Origin of the sequence: Actinomadura montaniterrae, assembly GCF_008923365.1 — a bacterium.
Lineage (GTDB): Bacteria > Actinomycetota > Actinomycetes > Streptosporangiales > Streptosporangiaceae > Spirillospora > Spirillospora montaniterrae.
Map to the genome: position 1 here is coordinate 19,390 of NZ_WBMR01000033.1, position 16,105 is coordinate 35,494.

Genomic DNA, 16,105 nt, shown 5'->3' on the forward strand with positions numbered 1-16,105 from the left:
TCAGGCGCCGATGTAGGCGCCGCCGTTGAGGTGGAGCACCTGGCCGGTGATGTGGCCGGCGCCGGGCGAGGCGAGGAACGCGGCGAGCGCGGCGACGTCCGCGGGGGTTCCGGCGCGCTTGGTGGCGGTCTGCCCGACCAGCATGGCGCGCCGCTCGTCGGTCAGCTGGTCGCCGAAGAACTCGGTGTCCTCGATGAGGCCGGGCGCGATCACGTTGGCGGTGATGCCGCGCTCGCCCAGCCGCACGGCCAGCTCGGCGTTCCAGACGCGCATGCCCGCCTTCGCCGCGCCGTACGAGCCGCCGCCGCGGCCGCCGGCGATCGAGCCCATGCTGATCACGCGGCCGTCGCGGGCGAGCCGCGGTTCCAGGGCGGTCGTGACGAGGACGGCGCTGACCAGGTTGGTCTCGAGGTTTGCGAGCCAAGCCTCGCGGACGCCAGCGAGCCCGGACGGCGCGGGCCGTCCGGTGTCGGTGTTGCCGCCGGCGTTGTTGACGAGGACGTCCACGGTCTCGGGCAGCTCGGCGAGGGCGGCTTCGATCCGGCCGGGGTCGGTCACGTCGAAGACCACGGGCCGCACGCGGGGGCCGAGATCGGCGGCGGCCTCGGCGAGCACCTTCTCGCGCCGGCCGGTGATGACGACGTCCAGGCCGTCCGCCGCGAGGGCCGCCGCGACGGCCCGGCCGATGCCGGTGCCGCCGCCGGTCACCACTGCGCTGCGGGTCATGGGGACCTCCTTTGTTTAGGTCTAAACTTCGTCCTAAACTAGGCGCCGTGGAGGACGAGCGCAAACACGGGGACCCGGTCGACGCCATCGCGGAGGCGTGGGCGCGCGAGCGTCCGGGCACGCCGGTCGCGTCCATCGGGATCATCACCCGGGTGTGGCGCGCGGCGAAGCTGCTCGGCGACGAGCGGCGCCGCACGCTGGCCCGGCTCGGCATCGACACGGCCACCCTCGACCTGCTGTCGACGCTGCGCCGGCACGGCGCGCCGTACGCGATGACGCCCGGCGAGCTGCGCGAGGCGTCGCTGCTCACGGCGGGCGCGATCACGCAGCGGGTGGCGCGGGCGGAACGGGCGGGGCTGGTGGAGACCGAGCGCGGGCCGCGCGGCCGGACGTCGTCGGTACGGCTGAGCGACGCCGGCCACCGGCTGATCGAGGACAGCGTGAACAGGCTGCTCACCTACGAGGACTCGCTCCTCGACCACCTGGACGAGGACGAGCACGAGCGGCTCACCGAGCTGCTGCGCCGCCTCCTGGACGGGCTCGTCGAACGGCTCGGGGCCGACGCCAAGCCCGGCCAGGTGGGCGAGCGCTGAGCGTCAGCTGAGCAGGTCGGCGAGGGTCTCCCGGCGGGAGGGGTGGCGCAGCTTGTGCATCCCCTTGGACTCGATCTGCCGGATGCGCTCGCGGGTCACGCCGTAGACCTTGCCGACCTCCTCGAGCGTCTTCGGCTCGCCACCGGCGAGACCGAACCGCATCGAGATGACGCCGGCCTCGCGCTCGGTCAGCGTCTCCAGCACGGCGTCGAGCTTGCCGCGCAGCATCGACGACGCGACGACGTCGGCCGGGTCCCCGCCCTCGGGGTCCTCGATGACGTCGCCGAGCTCGCCGTCGCCGTCCTCGCCGAGCGGGGTCTGCAGGGACAGCGGCTCGCGGGCCTGGCGGCGCAGCCACTCGACCTTCTCCGGCGTGACGTCCAGCTCGACGGCCAGCTCCTGCGCGGTGGGCTCGCGGCCGAGGTCCTGCATCATCCGGCGGCGGATCCGGGTCATCCGGTTGAGCACCTCGACGACGTGCACCGGGATGCGGATCGTCCGGGACTGGTCGGCGAGCGCGCGGCTGATCGCCTGCTTGATCCACCAGACGGCGTAGGTGGAGAACTTCAGGCCGCGCCGGTACTCGAACTTCTCCACGGCGCGGATGAGCCCGAGGTTGCCCTCCTGGACGAGGTCGTTGAGCGGCAGGCCGTGGCCCATGTACCGCTTGGCCAGCGACACGACCAGCCGCAGGTTGGCCTCGACCATGTGCTCCTTGGCGCGGCGCCCGTCGGCGGCGATCCAGGCGAGGTCGTCGCGGTCCTGCGGGGACAGGGCGTCACCGAGGGTCTCCAGGCGTTCGCGCGCGAACAGCCCGGCCTCGATGCGCTTGGCCAGCTCGACCTCCTGCTCGGCGGTGAGCAGCGGGGTCCGGCCGATGCGGGAGAGGTAGTCCTTCATCGGGTCGACGAGGTCGCGGCTCGCGGTCGCGCCGCGAGCGGAGGCGCCCCGAGCGGCCGCGCCGCGGGTCGACGCGGCGCGAGCGGGCTCGGGGGACGCGACACGGGGGGTGCTGGCGTTCAGGGCGGTGTCCTTTGCTCGTCCGGCCGGGAGGGAACGGGTCACCCGATCTAGGTACCCGGCAGCCCGGCGGCATAAACTTAGGTCGACTCCATAGGTGTGTCAACTATAAATTTAGGTCGACCTATGGCAGGATGGACGGCATGGGTTTGCGGGAGATGAAGAAACAGCAGACGCGGCAGGCGATCTCGCACCAGGCGACGCGCCTGTTCCTGCGGCACGGGTTCGACCGGGTGACCATCGCCGACGTCGCCGCCGCCGCGCAGGTCGCGAAGATGACGGTCACCAACTACTTCCCGCGCAAGGAGGACCTGGCCCTCGACCTGCACGAGGAGTTCGTCGCGCAGCCCGCCCGGACGGTCGCCGGGCGCGCGCCGGGCGAGTCCGCGCTCGCCGCGCTGCGCCGCGCGTTCCTCGACGCCGTCGACCGGCACGACGCGGTCATCGGCTTCTCCGGCGCCGACTTCGCGCGGATGATCACCGGGAGCCCGGCGCTGGTCGCGCGGCTGCGCGAGTTCCACGAGGAGCGCGAGCACGCGCTCGCCGCCGTCCTCGCCGAGGAGGCCGGCACGAGCCCGGACGACGTGCTCGTCCGGGTCGCGTCGGCGCAGCTCATCGGCGTCCACCGCGTCCTGTTCGAGGAGACGCTGCGCCGCACCATCGCCGGTGAGGACCACGACGCGATCGCCGCGGCCCTCACCGACTCCGCCAAGAAGGCCTTCGACCTGCTGGAACCGTCCCTGAAGGACTACGCCGTCAGGCGGTGAGGGCGGCGCCGTCAGGCGATGACGAGCAGGAGGTCGCCGGCCTGGACGGGGGTGGCGGCCGGGACGGCGAGCCGGGTGACGGTGCCGGCCACCGGGGCGGTGATCGCGGCCTCCATCTTCATCGCCTCGATCGTCGCGACCGTGTCGCCCGCCGCCACCTGGTCGCCCTTCGCGACGCGCAGCGTGACCGAGCCGTCGAACGGCGCGCCGACGTGGCCGGGTTCGGCCGGGTCGGCGCGCTCCACCGGCGGCGCGTCCGACGCGACCGACTTGTCGCGCACGGACAGCGTGCGGAGCTGGCCGTTCACCGTGCAGATGACCTGCCGGACGCCCGCCTCGTCGATGTCGCCGACCGCTTCGAGCCCGGCCAGCACGCGCACACCCGGTTCGAGGTCGAACGCGACCTCCTGGCCGGTGCGCATGCCGTAGAGGAACGCGCCGGTCGGCAGGACCGACAGGTCGCCGTACGCCGCGCGCGCTTCGCGGTACTCCTTCGCGGGACCGGGGAACAGCAGCCGGTCGAGGGTGTCGCGTACCTCTGCTCCGGCGAGCGCCTTCTCCTCGGCGCCGTCCAGTGCGGCCCGGGCCGGGGTGTACTGGCGTCCGGCGAGCGCCTTGGTGCGGAACGGCTCGGGCCAGCCGCCGGGCGGGTCGCCGAGCTCGCCGTTGAGGAACCCGATGACGCTGTCGGGGATGTCGTAGCGGTCGGGGTTCTCGGCGAAGTCGTCGGGGTCGGCGCCGGCGGCGACGAGGTGCAGGGCGAGGTCGCCGACGACCTTGCTCGACGGGGTGACCTTGACGAGCCGGCCGAGGATCCGGTCGGCGGCGGCGTAGCAGCGCTCGATCTCCTCGAACCGGTCGCCGAGGCCGAGCGCGACGGCCTGCTGCCGCAGGTTCGACAGCTGCCCGCCGGGGATCTCGTGCTGGTAGACGCGCCCGGTCGGCGACGGCAGGCCCATCTCGAACGGCGCGTACAGCTTGCGCACCGCCTCCCAGTAGGGCTCCATCACGGTGAGCGCGTCGAGGTCGATCCCGGTGGCGCGTCCCGTGAAGTCGGTCGCCGCGACGATCGCCTGCAGCGGCGGCTGGCTGGTCGTGCCGGAGAGCGGTGCCGCGGCGCCGTCCACGGCGTCGACGCCGGCTTCGATGGCCGCGATGTAGGTGCCGAGCTGGCCGCCCGCCGTGTCGTGGGTGTGGAGGTGGACGGGCAGGTCGAAACGCTCGCGCAGAGCGCTCACCAGTGCGCGCGCGGCGGGAGCGCGGAGCAGACCGGCCATGTCCTTGATGCACAGGATGTGGACGCCCGCCTCCACCAGCTCCTCGGCGAGACGCAGGTAGTAGTCGAGCGTGTAGAGCCGTTCGTTCGGGGACGACAGGTCGCCGGTGTAGCAGAGGGTGCCCTCCACCAGCGCGTGTGTCTGGAGCGCCGCGTCGATCGCGGGACGCATGCGCTCGACGTCGTTCAGCGCGTCGAACACGCGGAAGATGTCGACGCCTGTACTGGCGGCCTCCTTGACGAACGCGCGCGCCACCGAGTCGGGGTACGGCGTGTAGCCGACGGTGTTGCGGCCGCGCAGAAGCATCTGGATGCACAGGTTCGGTGCCGCTTCCCTGATGGCCGCGAGCCTGTCCCAAGGGGACTCGCCCAGGAAGCGGAGCGCGACGTCGTACGTGGCGCCGCCCCACGCCTCTATAGAGAGGAGCTGCGGGGTCATGCGCCCGAGGTAGGGCGCTGCGGCGACGAGGTCGTGCGTGCGTACGCGGGTCGCCAGCAGCGACTGGTGCGCGTCCCGGAACGTGGTGTCGGTGACGGCCAGCGCATTCTGTGCGCGCAGCCGCTCGGCGAACGCGCGCGCGCCGAGAGCCAGAAGGCGGTCACGCGAGCCCTGCGGGAACGGCCCGTCGTGCTGGAGCGGCGGGAGCTTGGTCGCCGGGTCCAGGTTCGTGGGCGCGTCGCCGTGCGGCTTGTTGACGGTGACGTCCGCGAGGTAGCGAACGAGCCGCGTCGCACGGTCACCGCTCGACCGGGCCGTCAGCAGCTCCGGATGGTCGGCGATGTAGGACGTGGTGACGCCGCCCCTGCGGAAGTCCGGCTCGTCCAGCAGCGCCTGCAGGAACGGGATGTTCGTCGAGACGCCCCGGATACGGAACTCGGCGACCGCCCTGCGCGCGCGCCGCACGGCCTCCTCGAACGTCCGCCCGCGGCACGTCAGCTTCACCAGCAGCGAGTCGAAGTGCGGGGACACGATCGCGCCGCCGTGCGCCGTCCCCGTGTCGAGGCGGACCCCGGCGCCGCCCGGCGACCGGTACGCCGAGATCTTCCCGGTGTCGGGGCGGAACCCGTTCGCCGGGTCCTCGGTCGTGATCCGGCACTGCACCGCGAACCCGCCGACCGTCACGTCCTGCTGGGAGATGCCGAGGTCGTAGAGGGTCTCGCCGCCCGCGATCCGCAGCTGGCTCTGCACCAGGTCGACGCCCGTGACCTCCTCGGTCACGGTGTGCTCGACCTGGATGCGCGGGTTCATCTCGATGAAGACGTGCTCGCCGCGGTCGTTGACGAGGAACTCGACCGTCCCGGCGTTGACGTAGCCGATCTCGCGGGCGAACTTCACCGCGTCCTCGCACAACCGCTCGGCGACCGCCGGGTCCAGGTGCGGCGCCGGCGCGATCTCCACGACCTTCTGGTGGCGCCGCTGCACCGAGCAGTCGCGTTCGCGCAGGTGGACGGTGTGGCCCGCGCCGTCCGCGAGGACCTGCACCTCGATGTGGCGGGGCCGGTCCACCGCCTGCTCCAGGAAGACCGTCGGGTCGCCGAACGCGCTCTCCGCCTCGCGGCGCGCCGTGTCCACGGCGGCCTCCAGCTCCTCGCGGTGGTCGACGCGGCGCAGCCCGCGCCCGCCGCCGCCCGCCGCGGCCTTCACGAACAGCGGGAACCCGACCTCGTCGGCCGCCTCCAGCTCCCGTCCGGGCTCCGGCGTCGCCGACCGCAGCACCGGCAGGCCCGCCCGGCGCGCCGCCGCGACCGCCTCGATCTTGTTGCCGGCCAGGCTCAGCACCCGCGACGGCGGGCCGACGAACGTGATGCCGTTGCGCTCACACGCCTCCGCCAGCTCCGGGCTCTCCGACAGGAACCCGTAGCCGGGGTAGACCGCGTCGGCGCCGACCCGCAGCGCCGTCTCCACGATGCCGTCGACGTCCAGGTAGGCGCGGACGGGGTGGCCGTGCTCGCCGATCTCGTACGCCTCGTCGGCCTTCTGGCGGTGCAGCGACAGCCGGTCCTCGTGGGCGTAGACGGCGACGCTGGCGATGCCGAGTTCGTACGCGGCGCGGAACGCGCGTACGGCGATCTCGCCGCGGTTCGCGACGAGCAGCTTTGTGATCACGTGTTCTCCCAGGAGACGGCTCGGGCGCGTCCGCCCGCACCCGACGGCCTCCCGGGCTCGGCGCTGAGCGTCGGAGGAGCATGGGCCGGTCCGGCGGGCGAACCGAATCTTCGGATACCTACCCAGTTGACCGGCCGGGCTTTACCCGGGGATACCCCGTCCTCTTGTGAACAAAGTGATAGATCGCGGTTACCGGGAAAAATGCCCTTTCGTTCCGTCCGCGGCGAGCAGGGTCCCGGCGATCGCCCTGGCCCGGAGCGCGGGCGCGGCCGACCGCTCGCGCAGCGCGGTCACCAGCGCGCCGTCCAGCAGCAGGACGAACTGCCGCGCCAGCTCGGCGGCGTTCGCGCGGTGCCCCGCCTCGGCGAGCAGGCGCTCGAAGAACGCGGCCACCGCCGTCTTGTGCGCGTCCGCGAGCCGCCGCACCCCGGCGTCGCTCCCGGCCGTCTCGGCCATAGCGTTGAGGAACGAGCAGCCGTGGAAGTCCGCGCTCTCGAACCGTCCGGCCATCACGTCGAAGACGTCGAGGGGGTGCCCGCCGCGCTCGGCGACGGCCTCCTCCAGGCCCCTGCGCCACGTGCGGTCGCGCTCGCCGAGGACGGTCGCGACCAGGTCCTCCTTGCTCTGGAAGTGCCGGTAGAAGGACGCGCGGCCGACACCGGAGGCGGCGAGCAGCCGTTCCACACCGACCGCGCGGACGCCCTCGGCGTAGAAGAGCTCCTCGGCGGCCTGGACGAGGCGGTCGCGCGCACGGGTCGGCATGCCGCCAGCGTATCCGGCTTTGACGGAAAACGGAACCGACCGGTACCGTCTCGAAAACGGAACCGATCGGTACCGTTCTGTCGCCGCGCCAGCCGAAGGAGACCGCATGGCCGTCACCGCGCCGCCGGAGAGCCCGCCCGCCGGGGTCCCCGCCCGCACCCTCGTCCTCGCCGCCGGCACCTTCGCCGTCGGCACCGACGCGTTCGTCGTCGCGGGCGTGCTGCCCGAGATCGGCCGCGACCTGCACGTCGGCGTCGCCGCCGCCGGACAGCTCGTCACCGTCTTCTCGATCGCCTACGCCGTCCTGTCCCCGGTCATGGCCGCCCTCACCGGCACCTGGCCGCGCCGCCGCGTGCTGCTCACCGCGCTCGCGGTCCTCGCCCTCGGCAACACCGCCACCGCCCTCGCGCCCGGCTACGGATGGGTACTGGCCAGCCGCGTCCTCGCCGCCGGCGGCGCCGCGATGTTCACCCCCATCGCCGGCGCCACCGCCGCCGCACTCGCCGGCCCCGCGCACCGCGCCCGCGCGCTCTCCTACGTCACCGTCGGGCTCGTCACCTCCACGGCCCTCGGCGTCCCCATCGGGACGCTGCTCGGCACCGTGATGTCCTGGCGCGGGACGATGTGGTTCGCCGCCGCGCTCGCCGCCGTCGCCGCCCTCGGGGTCGCCGCGCTGCTCCCGCACGTCCCCGCGCCGCCCGCCGTCGGCCTGCGCGCCCGCCTCGCGCCCCTCGCCGACCGCCGCGTCAACGCCCTCCTCATCACCACCGCGATCCTGTTCACCGGCATCTACCTGCTGCAGAACTACATCAGCGTCGTCTTCGAGCCGGCCACCGGCGGCGGCGGACGCTCCCTCGCGGTGCTGCTGTTCGCCTCCGGCTGCGCGGGCACCGCCGGCAACCTCATCACCGGCGCGTGGGCCGACCGCTTCGGACCGCGCCGCGTCATCACGGGCGTCGCCGTCGTACTGGCCGCCGACCTCGCGCTGCTGCCCGTCACCGGGACGACCATGGCGGGCGCCGCGGCCGCCGTCGCCGTCTACGGGTTCACCGCATGGGGCGTCATGGTCCCGATGCAGCACCGGCTCATCGCGGTCGCCCCGGACGCGTCCGCCCTCCTCGTCTCCCTCAACGCCTCCGCCGTCTACCTCGCCGTGTCGATCGCGGGCGGCGCGGGCGCGCTGTGGCTGCGGGCCGCGGACGCCACGTCCCTCGCCTGGGTCGCCGCCGCCGCCATCGTGGCGGGCCTCGCCGCCTCCGAGGTCGCGCACCGGCTCACCGCCGTGTCCCCCACCCGATGACCGCCTTCCTCCGGCCGGGCACGCGGTAGGCGACCGCCTTCGCCCGGCCGGGCACGCGGTAGGCGACCGCCTTCGCCCGGCCGGGCACGCGGTAGGCGACCGCCTTCGCCCGGCCGGGCACGCGGTAGGCGACCGCCTTCGTCCGGCCCGCCACGCGGACCTGCCGGACGCTCTAGGCTTTCGGTCGGGTTTCGTGTGCTTGTAGGGGGAACAGGGTGCGGCTGCCGGAACATCTCGAACTTCTCGTCTCCGACGAGCCCGTCCTCGACGTGTACTCCTACGGGCCCTGGCGCGTCCCGGACGGCCTGTACGACGAGATCCGCGCCCGCATCGACAAGCTCGCCGCCGACCCGCGCTGCAAGGACGCCACCACCGACGAGCACTCCCTGCTCACCGCGCCCGCCCCGCTCGTCGTCGCGGAACTGCTCCTCACCCTCGACTTCCTGCTCGGCGCCGGGGCCGTCAACGCCGGCACCCACTCCCGCCTGCAGTACCAGTTCTTCAACCGGTACCACAACGAGCCCCGCGACCCGCTGCGCGACGCCGGCGGGTGGGGCGTCAGCCGCGGCTCCTTCCAGCCCCTCGAATGGCTCGAGGACTGCGGCGACCAGGACCTCGCCCTCGCGCTCGCCCGCGAGTCCCTCGACGTCTTCGAGGGACTCGAACCGATCGAGCAGCGCCGCCAGGCCCTCATCAAGCTGTACGACGACCCGCCGCCCGCGCTCCGGATCCAGACGCCGCTCCCCGAGCAGCGCGCCCTGTGGCTCGCCCACGCGAGCGACGACATCGTCACCGTCCTGCCCGAACTCGCCGGCCCCATCGGCTACCTCGAATGGGTCTGCTCCGGGCTGCTGCCCGTCCACGAGCACCTCCGCGAGGTCGCCCCGCACGACGAGACCGCCGACGAACTCCTCGTCCACCTCCTCCTCCAGGGCGGCCTCAAGCAGGTCCCCGCCGAACTGTCCGTCGTCCTCACCGAGGACCGGTACGGCGAGCTCCTCGAACGCTTCGCCCGCGACCGCGACACCTTCGAACCGAACCCCTGGTACCTCAACGAATGGGGATGGCTCGGACGCGCGCTCGGCGCCGGCGCCATCGACGCCTGCCGCGGCTGGCTCGACATGGCGATGCGCTTCACCGGCTGCGTCCAGGGCCTGCCCAACGAACCCCGCATCCCCGACCCCGAATGGATCCCCGTCGGCGAGTTCGGCGCCGACGTCCGCCGCCTGTTCACCCCCCGCCGCCGCATGGTGAACCCGCTCGCCGCCGGCGTCGGCACCGCCCCGTCCCGGAACCGCCGCACCCGCCGCGCCGAGGTCGGCTCCGGCCTCGTCGGGCAGCCCGACGTCGTCGCCGCCCTCGAGACCATCGCCGAGACCGGCGGGCCCGTCCGGCTGATGCTCGTCGGCCCCGACGGCACCGGCAAGCGCGACGCCGCCCAGGAGATCGCCCGGCTGCTCCGCGAGCACCGGATCGTCGACCCGCCGCTGTGGCTCGCCGACGACTTCTTCGCCGGCAAGGAGGTCTCCTCCGCCACCACCCAGCTCTACACCGAGGCCCGCGACGCCGCCGGCACCCGCCTCATGGTCATCGACGGCCTCGACGACATGTCCCGCGACGGCCGCAGCGGCGAGGCCATCGTCGAGGAACTCCACCGCGCCCTCGACGTCCACGACGACCTCCACGTCGTCGCCCTCTGCGAACCCGGCGGCGACGAGCGCATCCGCGAGGTCAACCCCGGCCTGTCGCTGCGGTTCCAGGTCGTCCGCACCCACCCGTTCGACGCCGACGGATACGCCGAGCTGTTCAACCGCGCCCTCCAGCAGCGCGGCGCGCGCGCCCACAAGCGCGCCCTCACCGCCGCCGGGCAGCTCCTCGTCCGGACGCCGCCGATCCGCAACCTCCGCAACGCCCGCCTCGCCCAGCGCCTCGCCGACATCGTCGTCGAGAACGTCCGCGCGAACACCCCGCCCGGCGAGGAACTCGTCGTCAAGCGCGCCGACGTCCCCGCCACCTTCGACACCGCCGGCACCCCGTCCGACCCCATGGCCGAACTCGCCGCCCTCACCGGCCTGCGCACCGTCAAGGCGGAGATCGAACTGCTCGTCGCCGGCGCCAAGGCCGCCAAGCTGCGCCGCGAGGCCGGCCTCTCCTCGCCCGCCGCGCCCGCCCGGCACATGGTCTTCACCGGCGACCCCGGCACCGGCAAGACCGTCGTCGCCCGCCTCCTCGCCCGCATCTTCAAGGACCTCGGGCTGCTGACGTCCGGCCACCTCGTCGAGGCGTCCCGCTCCACCCTCGTCGGACGCTACGTCGGCGAGACCGCCGTCAAGACCCGCGGCGTCGCGCAGAGCGCCGTCGGCGGCGTCCTGTTCATCGACGAGGCCTACGCCCTCACCGAGACCAGCATGTCCGACGACTACGGCCAGGAGGCCATCGCCGAGCTCATCAAGGTGATGGAGGACCACCGCGACGACCTCGTCGTCATCGTCGCCGGCTACGAGCGCGAGATGCAGCGCTTCGTCGCCTCCGACCCCGGCCTCGCGTCCCGCTTCCCCACCACCGTCCGGTTCCCCGACTTCACCGACGCCGAGCTCGTCGAGATCTTCACCGGCCAGGCCGCCGCCGCGGGCCTGTCCCCCGACCCCGCCGCCCTCGACAAGATCACCGAGCTGCTCCGCCGCGCCCCGCGCGGCCGCTCCTTCGGCAACGCCCGCGTCATGCGCAACCTGTGCGAGCGCGCCACCGCCCTGCAGGCCCGCCGCGTCACCGCGCTCCGCCGCCCCGGCCCCGACGACCTCGCCGCGCTGCTGCCCGAGGACATCCCCGACAGCCTCAGCGGCGCCGGACGCGTCCTCCCCGCCACCGACCCGCTCGCCGAACTCGACGCCCTCGTCGGGCTGCGTTCCGTCAAGGACGAGGTGCACCGCCTCGCCGCCGAGGCCCGCGGCGCCGAACTGCGCCGCGCCGCCGGCAAGCAGGTCACCGTCCCCACCCGGCACATGATCTTCACCGGCAACCCCGGCACCGCCAAGACCACCGTCGCCCGGCTCGTCGCGTCCGTCTACGGGCACCTCGGGCTGCTGTCGTCCGGCCACCTCGTCGAGGTGTCCCGCGCCGACCTCATCGGCCCCTACCTCGGCCAGACCGCCCCCCGCGTCCGCGCCGCCGTCGAGCAGGCCCTCGGCGGCGTCCTGTTCGTCGACGAGGCCTACTCCCTCGCCGGCGACGCCTACGGCCAGGAGGCCGTCGCCACCCTCGTCCAGCTCATGGAGGAGTACCGCGGCGACCTCGTCGTCATCGCCGCCGGCTACGAACGCGAGATGAACGCCTTCCTCACCGCGAACTCCGGCCTGGCGTCCCGCTTCCCCAAGCGCATCGCCTTCCCCGACTACACCGACGACGAGCTCACCGCCATCTTCGAGCACCTCGCCGCCGCCGAAGGCCTCACCCTCGCCCCGGACGTGCGCGGACGGCTCCGCGCCGTCCTCCGCGACACCCCGCGCGGCCCGTCCTTCGGCAACGGCCGCCTCATGCGCAACCTGCTGGACGCCGCCGTCGCCGCCCAGTCCGAACGCCTCACCGCGTCCGGCTCCCCGTCCGACACCGAGATCATCACCCTGCGCGCCGACGACCTCCGCACCGCCGCCCCCACGTCCCCGGAGAGCGCCACGGGCCTGTACCTGTGACCCGTCCACACGTGGTCTGACGCCGCAACACACAATTGGTCGGAATCTCCCGCCTGTGCCTGTCTAGACTCGTCTCGCCCAATCAATGCGGAGCTGGAAGGGGCTCGGTGTCCGATCGAGACTGGCAGCACACGGTGCTGCGCGACCTCGGCGCACTGGAAACCGGCCTGGTCCCCCCAAACCCACGCCCAACACCTCCCCCTGCCCTGATGGCCGCCGACCCGGAACGGGACGCGTCTTCTTCCTCTTCTTCCTCGCCCTCGGTCACCGGCGCGTCAGGGGACCGCCATTCCACGCCGCCCATCGGCACCCGCACCCCCACCGCCCCCTTCGCCCGCTCCCCCGTCCCCCGCCTGCCCCACGCCCTCGCGACCTCCCGCGCAGCCACGCTCCCCTCCGCCCCACCGCCCGACCCTCCAGCGACAACACCAGCCCCACCGGCCTCGTCCTCGACCGACCCGCAGGCAACAGCCACCGCCGACCGGACGCCCGAATCCGCCCCACCGGCCTCACCCACTACCGGACCGTCCAAGCCCTCGGCCTCGGCCGCCGCCCCGCCCCCAGCGCCCTCCGCCTCCGTCCCGCGCCCAGCGCCCTCCGCCTCCGCTCCGTCAACGGATGCCCCCTCTTCCAGGAGCGCTGACGGGACGGACCCCTCCGAAGCAGCGGACGGCTCTCCAGAGGCGGAACCGTCGACCGCCCTCACCGACTCGGCGCCGCCCGCAACCTCCGAGGCACCCACACCCGCGCACCAGCCCACCACCGCAGAAGCCAGGGCAAACAACGCCTCCACGACACCACCGTCCACACCGCCGACGGTCACCGCACCCGCCGGCAACAGACCGGCGGCCCACACCGCCGCAGACGTCGACCATCCCACGCCACCTGCAACAACAGGTTGGGTGATCACCCCGCCGCCGGAACCAGCACCGGCGTCCTCCCCTCTCCCAACACCCGCCGAACCCCGAGTTGAGCAGTCTCCCAACACGCTCAACCCATCGCCCCAGCCATCCGCCCCCGCGAACGCCGAGCGGCCCGCACCCCCAAGCAAGACGACACCGCCCGCAGACCATCACCCCTCCACCTGGACGACCGACTCCATAGACGCCCCTCCGGCGACGCCGGGCTGGACGATCCCCCCTCCATCCGAGCAGCCGCCTGCCGCACCACAGCCCGACCCGCGCCCGCACGGGCCTGCCGCATCACCGTCCGGACCGTCAACTACCGCACCTCCCGCGGCCCCACGCCTCGAGCCATCCCTGCCCACGCCCAGCGCAGCGCCCTTCGGGCAGCCCCAAGCCGCGCCCGAACCTCAGCCCTTCGGCAAGGCCCCGGACGCACCCAGCACCCCACCGCCCGGGCTACCTGCTCACACACCCGGACCGGAGCCGTTCGGCACGACCCCGGACGTAGGCGACGCAGCACCGCTCAGGCCATCGACCCACACGCCCGGCCAACTGCCACCCGGGCCGTCCACTCAAGCACCCGAAACAGCACCACCCGACGGGAACTCCCGCCACGCGCCCGGTCCCCTGCCGCTCGGGCCGATCCCCGATCTGGCGCCGCACAGCGTTCCCGAATCGTCGCCGGTCAGGCCATCCCGCCCCAGCGGCGTGCCCGACCGGTTCGGCACGCCGCCCGGTGACGTCCCGGCTCCTCAGGACCTCGTCCGGCGCAACCCCCACGGCGACCCGATGGCGCGGCGGCTGGGACGCGGGGTCCGCCGCGCGATGGGCGCGTCCGCCGCCGGGCAGGTCCGCGAGCTGGCGCAGCTCACGGCGCAGATCGGCGTTCCGGTCCCGTCGAGCCGCCGGATCGCGGTGACGAGCATCCGCGGCGGCGCCGGCAAGTCGACGATCACGGCGCTCATCGCGGGGATCCTCCGGCAGTACCGCCCGGACCGCGTCCTCGCGATCGACGCCGACCCGGGTCTCGGTTCCCTGGCGCTGCGCATCGGTGTCAACGCGCCCAGTTCGCTCCGAGACCTCGCCGCCGCGCATCCCAGCACCTGGGAGGAGACCGCCGCCCACCTCGGCCGGACCCCCGAAGGCCTCTTCGTCCTGCCCGCCGCCCCCAAGGGCGCCCTTGCGGACGACCTCGACCACGCGACCTTCCAGCACGGTACCGGCCGCCTCGGACGTTACTTCTCGACCACCGTCATCGACTGCGGCGGCGGGCTCGTCTCCGAGCTGCAACGCGGGATCCTGCACGGCGCCCATGCACAGGTCTTCGTCACCCCTGGCACGCCCGACGGCGCCCTCAGCGCGCGCGCCGCTCTCAACTGGATGGCCTTGAACGGTTTCGGTCCGCTCCTCCAGCGCACGGTCATCGCCCTGGTCGCACACACGCCGAACCCGGACGCCGACCTGGACCGCGCCGCCCATCTCCTCGGCAGCGGAACGCTCCCCGTCACGCTCCTCCCCTTCGACCGGCACTTGGCGGCCGGTATCGCCATCGCCCCCGAACGCGTCAGCATGCCCACCCACGGCGCCGCGACCCGGATCGCGGCGGACGTCTTCACCCGTTCCTTGAGCGCCTCATGAGCCGCGAACTGATCGTCCTCACCTCCGAGAAACCGACCTTGGATCTCCAAGTCCTGGCCTCCTCACCCCTCCACGTAACGGGGAATTACGTCTTCGACGCCGAAGACCGCCTCCTCCTACGCGTCCAAGAGCCCGTCCTGATATCCGTTCCAGGCGAAACCGAGCGCCTCCTCGGAATCGAGTCCGCCACCCCCATCTGGTGGACGGAGATCCATATCGCGACGGCTTCTCCCGAGGCCGATCACCTGGCTCAACGTTGCGCCGAGACCCTCGACGGCACGATCTGGACGGCTCGATGACGGAAACCGCAGGCGGCGCCGACGTCCTCACCGCCCAGGCCATGATCATGCTGGCCGACCGCCCTGTCGTCGCCCTTTCCCCGGCCATCTCCGAGGCCCTCTTCGAATGCGAGCGGACGAACCGGACCTTCCAACTGGTCACGTCCGCCACCAGCCGATTGACCCTTCCTCTCCGAGCGTCCAAAGCCCAGTGGCTCGTCCACGACGACGGCTACTACGAGGGGCTTACCGGCCGCCCGATGCACTGGAACGGCACCGCCTTCGTTCCGCTCCCGGACGCCCGCGACTACGCCCCTACCTACACGACTCCCCCGACCGCGCCCATCGGAAGCCAGCTCGTCCTGACGTTCCAAGCCCGTCACGCCCCCACGGCCGTCCTCGGCTTGCACACCGAGAAGCTGATGCGTCTCCTGACCGGCGAACCGCCAAAGGGCTGGGGCCTGACCGAACCCCTGCAACATCCCTGGGACCCCGAAGAACTGACGGCCCACACAGCGACCACTTCTTCGTCCCGCATCATCGCCATTGGAGCAAGCAGCCGCCCGGCGATATCGACCTCGGACTTCTCGCCCCTCGTCCCCCCGGCTTCCGGCACCGCCGAGATGACGACGCTCACCATCGGCTACACGGACGACGAAGACCCCCCGATCCCCCAGCTACCGTCCTTCATCGACCTCTTGTCAGCGGACCACCCCCTGACCGCGTTGCTGGCCCAACTGATTCCCGGCCGCCACGACCTCACCACCGAACCACGCTGGATGGGCTCCTCGGCCCCCATCGGCCTCGCCTCCGCCGGCGCCTACACCGGCCCGCCGGGCTTCTCCCGCAAACGCCTAGGCCCTCCGGACGCCCCCCTCACCTGGTTCCACCTGGGCAACGGCTACTCCCCCGAATACTGGCAACGCCACCAAGACCTCCTAACCCACCTCCGCCGCACCCCCTGAGCCCTTCATGTCCGTGCCCGCACACCCGGTTCCGACGCCGCCGCAGCGCCCAGCATCACAACGATGGCCTGGCCGCCGA

At 73.0% G+C, this 16,105-nt stretch carries 11 protein-coding genes and 1 pseudogene; 7 read left to right on the forward strand and 5 right to left on the reverse strand.

Going from position 1 to position 16,105, the window contains the following annotated elements; translation table 11 throughout:
- Entirely contained in the window at positions 1-726 is a 726-nt protein-coding gene (locus F9B16_RS14610) for an SDR family NAD(P)-dependent oxidoreductase (RefSeq protein WP_151540599.1), read from the reverse strand.
- Between the two features lie 47 nt (positions 727-773).
- On the opposite strand from F9B16_RS14610, the gene F9B16_RS14615 reads away from it, so the two are divergent.
- The gene (locus F9B16_RS14615) at positions 774-1,319 is read left to right on the forward strand and encodes a MarR family winged helix-turn-helix transcriptional regulator (RefSeq protein ID WP_151540600.1); all 546 of its coding nucleotides are present in this window, start codon (positions 774-776) and stop codon (positions 1,317-1,319) included.
- Positions 1,320-1,322: 3 nt separating this feature from the next.
- Here F9B16_RS14615 and F9B16_RS14620 read toward each other — a convergent pair.
- A pseudogene (locus F9B16_RS14620) lies at positions 1,323-2,279 on the reverse strand (RNA polymerase sigma factor); the annotation flags it as partial.
- 203 nt (positions 2,280-2,482) lie between these two features.
- Here F9B16_RS14620 and F9B16_RS14625 point away from each other — a divergent pair.
- Complete coding sequence (locus F9B16_RS14625; protein WP_225991626.1) at positions 2,483-3,106, forward strand: TetR/AcrR family transcriptional regulator; 624 nt, start codon at positions 2,483-2,485, stop codon at positions 3,104-3,106.
- Positions 3,107-3,117: 11 nt separating this feature from the next.
- On the opposite strand, the gene F9B16_RS14630 is transcribed toward F9B16_RS14625, so the two are convergent.
- Together F9B16_RS14630 and F9B16_RS14635 are read right to left on the reverse strand one after the other, a co-directional pair.
- Positions 3,118-6,489 (reverse strand): pyruvate carboxylase, encoded by a 3,372-nt coding sequence (locus F9B16_RS14630; protein ID WP_151540602.1) that lies wholly within the window; start codon positions 6,487-6,489, stop codon positions 3,118-3,120.
- Positions 6,490-6,678: 189 nt separating this feature from the next.
- Entirely contained in the window at positions 6,679-7,251 is a 573-nt protein-coding gene (locus F9B16_RS14635; protein WP_151540603.1) for a TetR/AcrR family transcriptional regulator, read from the reverse strand.
- 106 nt (positions 7,252-7,357) lie between these two features.
- Here F9B16_RS14635 and F9B16_RS14640 point away from each other — a divergent pair, with 106 nt between their 5' ends.
- A complete protein-coding gene (locus tag F9B16_RS14640; RefSeq protein WP_192808789.1) occupies positions 7,358-8,551 on the forward strand; it encodes an MFS transporter in 1,194 nt (397 codons plus the stop codon).
- On the opposite strand, the gene F9B16_RS14645 is transcribed toward F9B16_RS14640, so the two are convergent.
- Positions 8,526-8,705: a hypothetical protein gene (locus F9B16_RS14645; RefSeq protein WP_151540605.1), complete on the reverse strand. Its 180-nt coding sequence runs from the start codon at positions 8,703-8,705 to the stop codon at positions 8,526-8,528. The genes F9B16_RS14640 and F9B16_RS14645 overlap by 26 nt on opposite strands.
- Before the next feature lie 61 nt (positions 8,706-8,766).
- On the opposite strand from F9B16_RS14645, the gene F9B16_RS14650 reads away from it, so the two are divergent.
- From F9B16_RS14650 to F9B16_RS14670, 4 genes are all read left to right on the forward strand, one after another.
- On the forward strand, positions 8,767-12,240 hold the full coding sequence (locus tag F9B16_RS14650) for an AAA family ATPase (RefSeq protein WP_151540606.1): 3,474 nt from the start codon (positions 8,767-8,769) through the stop codon (positions 12,238-12,240).
- A gap of 1,613 nt (positions 12,241-13,853) precedes the next feature.
- Positions 13,854-14,783 carry a MinD/ParA family ATP-binding protein gene (locus F9B16_RS14660; protein WP_151540607.1) on the forward strand — a complete coding sequence of 310 codons (930 nt, stop codon included), beginning with the start codon at positions 13,854-13,856 and terminating at the stop codon, positions 14,781-14,783.
- The gene (locus F9B16_RS14665) at positions 14,780-15,082 is read left to right on the forward strand and encodes a hypothetical protein (protein ID WP_151540608.1); all 303 of its coding nucleotides are present in this window, start codon (positions 14,780-14,782) and stop codon (positions 15,080-15,082) included. The genes F9B16_RS14660 and F9B16_RS14665 overlap by 4 nt, the downstream gene beginning before the upstream one ends.
- A complete protein-coding gene (locus F9B16_RS14670) occupies positions 15,079-16,026 on the forward strand; it encodes a DUF6177 family protein (RefSeq protein ID WP_225991627.1) in 948 nt (315 codons plus the stop codon). Before F9B16_RS14665 ends, F9B16_RS14670 begins: the two co-directional genes overlap by 4 nt.
- The last annotated feature ends 79 nt before the right edge of the window (positions 16,027-16,105 follow it).

Coding starts and splice junctions, on each gene's coding strand:
- F9B16_RS14665 (WP_151540608.1), top strand. CDS start 14,780: ATGAGCCGCGAACTGATCGTCCTCACCTCCGAGAAACCGACCTTGGAT.
- F9B16_RS14635 (WP_151540603.1), bottom strand. CDS start 7,251: ATGCCGACCCGTGCGCGCGACCGCCTCGTCCAGGCCGCCGAGGAGCTC.
- F9B16_RS14640 (WP_192808789.1), top strand. CDS start 7,358: ATGGCCGTCACCGCGCCGCCGGAGAGCCCGCCCGCCGGGGTCCCCGCC.
- F9B16_RS14610 (WP_151540599.1), bottom strand. CDS start 726: ATGACCCGCAGCGCAGTGGTGACCGGCGGCGGCACCGGCATCGGCCGG.
- F9B16_RS14625 (WP_225991626.1), top strand. CDS start 2,483: ATGGGTTTGCGGGAGATGAAGAAACAGCAGACGCGGCAGGCGATCTCG.
- F9B16_RS14670 (WP_225991627.1), top strand. CDS start 15,079: ATGACGGAAACCGCAGGCGGCGCCGACGTCCTCACCGCCCAGGCCATG.